Consider the following 3,033-nt stretch of genomic DNA (forward strand, 5'->3'; position numbering starts at 1 on the left):
GACGGGTTCGACCAGGTGTGGCAGGCGACTCTGCAACGCTTCTTCGCTCGCACGCCCGTGCTCGGTCAGTGGGAGCTCAACGACGCCGGCGCCACCCCGGCGATAGTGACGCTGCGGCTACAGCAAGCCGCCGACGCGGCAGGAACCGATGCGACGCACAGGGGTGATCGCGCATGAGCACGACCACAAGCGGAGTCACCCACCAGGCCGCCGAGGCCCTGGGAGCCGTGGCCGACGGTGGCCGCCTTGACTGGCAGCGGGTGCTGGCGCGACAGAGCTTCATCGAACTCGACGCCCTCGCCCGCGCAGCGGCGCTGCTCGACGACGGGTCGATCCGCGTGTTGTGCGGACCGTTCGAGCGGCTCGAATCACCCTGGCTGGAGCCACAGGGCGTCACCCCGCAATCGGATGACGGCGTGGTCATCGCCCGCGGAACCATCGACGGCACCCAAGTTGTGGTCGCCTCGATCGAACAAGGATTTCAGGGCGGCGGCATCGGTGAGGTGTCCGGGGCCAAGATCACCCAGGCGCTGCGGCTGGCCGCCGCGGACAGCCGTGGCGGCACCCCGATTCCGGCGGTGCTGCTGTTGGAGACCGGCGGGGTCCGGTTGCAGGAAGCCAACCTCGGCCTCAACGCGGTCGCCGAAGTCTGCGCCGCGCTGCTTGAGCTTCGCCCGCTTGCGCCGGTAGTCGGGGTGGTCGCGGGCTCGGTCGGCTCGTTCGGCGGGATGAGCATCGCGACGGGGCTCTGCACGCAGATCATCGTCACCCCCGAAGCACGTATCGGGCTTAACGGTGCAGCCGTGATCGAGCAGGAGGCCGGCATCGAGGAGTTCGACTCCTCGGACCGCGCCCTGATCTGGGCGATCACCGGTGGGGAACAACGCAACCGCACCGGCCTGGCCGACACGCTGGTCATCGATGACGTCGCCGCGCTGCGCGAAGCGGTCGGCGACGCCATCACCGCCGGCGCGGGGGCGGCCGGTTCGCACCGCAGCGAGAAGCTTGACGTCCTCGACGCGCGGCTCGCGACCATCAACCCCTCAGACCCGCCTGCGCCGCTTGAGCTGCGCGACATGTGGGGCGACAGTTACGACGAGCCGCCGGCAAGTCATGCCGCCCAACCCAAAAGCGCCGAACCCCGCCGTGACGCTACCCGGTCCTCGATGAAACCCAGCGAACGCGGCCGGAACTGGATCACCGCGCTGGCAGGCGATGCGAAACCTGCGCCGGTGATCGGCTCGGTCCTGCGCGCGGATGCGCCCGGCGTCACCTACCTCGCTGTCGTCCCCGACCAGGAGAACCCCTTCTACCGTGCCCGCCAGGGTCAAATCGGGGTCACCGAATGCGCAGCACTGGCCCGCACGGTCCGCGACATCACCGTGGCCGACGAGAACGCCGACCAGCGCCGCGCGATCGTTGCCGTCGTCGACCTGCCCAGCCAGGCCTACGGGCGTATCGAGGAAATGGTGGGGCTGCACCAGGCCATCGCCGCGGCAGTCGATGCCTATGACGCTGCTCGCGTGGCTGGGCACCCGATCGTCGCACTGGTCGTCGGAAAGGCGTTATCCGGGGGCTTCCTGACCCACGGGCTGCAGGCATCGCAGATCCTTGCCCTCGACGACGCGGGCGTGGAGGTCCACGCCATGCACAGGCAGGCCGCCGCGCACATCACTCTGCGCACCGTCGAGCAGCTCGACAAACTCGCCAAGACGATCCCGCCGCTGAGCTACAACATCCACGACTGGGCCACCCTCGGCTTCTGCGACGGCCTGCTCACTGTCCACAACCCCGAATCACCAAACCCAGACGACGTGGCAGTCGTGGCGCACGCGATCGCCGAGGCGGTGCGGCATGCCCGCGAAGGCCCGCGTGATCTGTCCAACCGGCTCGACTCCCCGTCCGCGCATACCAACCGCCGGGCGTCACGCGCCGTACGGGAAACCCTTGCCCGCCAATGGAACTCACAGCCCGGGTGATGACCCTCGCCCGGGTGCATGACCTCGTCCGGCTCGCCGACGCGGCGGCCGTGCTGACCGGACACGAACCTTACTGGGTTCGCGCGGCGCTCGCCGAGACGCCGTGGGTGGTCGTGCGCCGCGCTGTCGCGACTCCCGGTCACCTCGCCGTCGGTGTCCGGGGAACTCACCGTCATCAACGGCACGCCCTTGAGGTGGCACACGCCGCAGCGATCGAGGTGGTCCGGCCCGAAGACCTGCGCCCCGCACCCGGCGGTTCAGCATCCGACACCCCGGCGATCACATCGCTGCGCACCGCGATGCCCCTGCTCGACGAGTTCGGTCATCCATGGGGACCGACCGGCAGTGCCGGATTCGAGCTGGCCAGCGGTCATCGGACCACCACACTCGGCAGCGACCTCGACCTGGTTGTCCGCATTCACCAACTTCCGGCGGCCGAACAAATCGCAACCCTGGCCGCTGAATTGCGCGCGCTGCCCGCACCTGTCGACTGTCAGCTCGACACCGACCGGGGCGCGGTCACCCTCTGCGAACTCGCCCGAGGTCCCCAACAGATCCTGCTCCGCACGCTCACCGGGGCACATCTCGTTGCGCTCGACGACATCGTGTCGCGATGATCCGCCGCGCACCCGACCACGCCGTTTCACCGGCCTACCCGCTCCCCAGCTTGCCTGGCCGCAAATGAGCACCGCGCTGCTGTTCCCGGGGCAAGGCTCGCAGCGTCCAGCCATGCTGCAGTCGCTGCCGCAGTCCCCGGCCGCGGCGCAGACATGGGCAGAGGCCCAGCACCGCCTGGCACGCCTGGACGGCCTTCCCGGGCAACTCGACACGGCCGAGGCGCTGCAATCCACCACCAACGCCCAACTTTCCCTGCTCATCGCCGGCGTCGCGTACGCCCGTGCGCTCGTCGACGATCACGGCCTGCAAGCGGAGTTTGTTGCCGGTCACTCGGTCGGGGCCTTCGCCGCCGCTGTGCTGACGGGCGTTCTCAGCCTGACTGACGCCATCGCGGTGGTGCGCGTACGTGGGGACGAAATGCAACGCGCATGCGCCG

4 protein-coding genes are annotated in these 3,033 nt (G+C 69.4%); all 4 read left to right on the plus strand.

Annotated features, from left to right (window positions below; translation table 11 throughout):
- The first annotated feature begins 15 nt into the window (after nt 1–15).
- Nucleotides 16–177 carry a hypothetical protein gene (locus VE759_RS18815; protein ID WP_324935246.1) on the plus strand — a complete coding sequence of 54 codons (162 nt, stop codon included), beginning with the start codon at nt 16–18 and terminating at the stop codon, nt 175–177.
- Nucleotides 174–1,979, plus strand: coding sequence for a biotin-independent malonate decarboxylase subunit beta (mdcD, locus tag VE759_RS18820; RefSeq protein WP_324935239.1), 1,806 nt, complete (start codon nt 174–176; stop codon nt 1,977–1,979). Before VE759_RS18815 ends, mdcD begins: the two co-directional genes overlap by 4 nt.
- Nucleotides 1,958–2,596, plus strand: coding sequence for a malonate decarboxylase holo-ACP synthase (locus tag VE759_RS18825; RefSeq protein ID WP_324935241.1), 639 nt, complete (start codon nt 1,958–1,960; stop codon nt 2,594–2,596). Before mdcD ends, VE759_RS18825 begins: the two co-directional genes overlap by 22 nt.
- A gap of 64 nt (nt 2,597–2,660) precedes the next feature.
- Nucleotides 2,661–3,033: ACP S-malonyltransferase (locus tag VE759_RS18830; RefSeq protein ID WP_324935243.1), on the plus strand; the 373-nt coding region annotated here is incomplete at its 3' end.

The sequence above is a fragment of the Mycobacterium sp. genome (assembly GCF_035640695.1).
GTDB lineage: Bacteria > Actinomycetota > Actinomycetes > Mycobacteriales > Mycobacteriaceae > Mycobacterium.

Bases quoted from the DNA above. Each gene is read 5' to 3' on its own strand.
- mdcD (WP_324935239.1), top strand. From the start codon at position 174: ATGAGCACGACCACAAGCGGAGTCACCCACCAGGCCGCCGAGGCCCTG.
- VE759_RS18825 (WP_324935241.1), top strand. From the start codon at position 1,958: ATGGAACTCACAGCCCGGGTGATGACCCTCGCCCGGGTGCATGACCTC.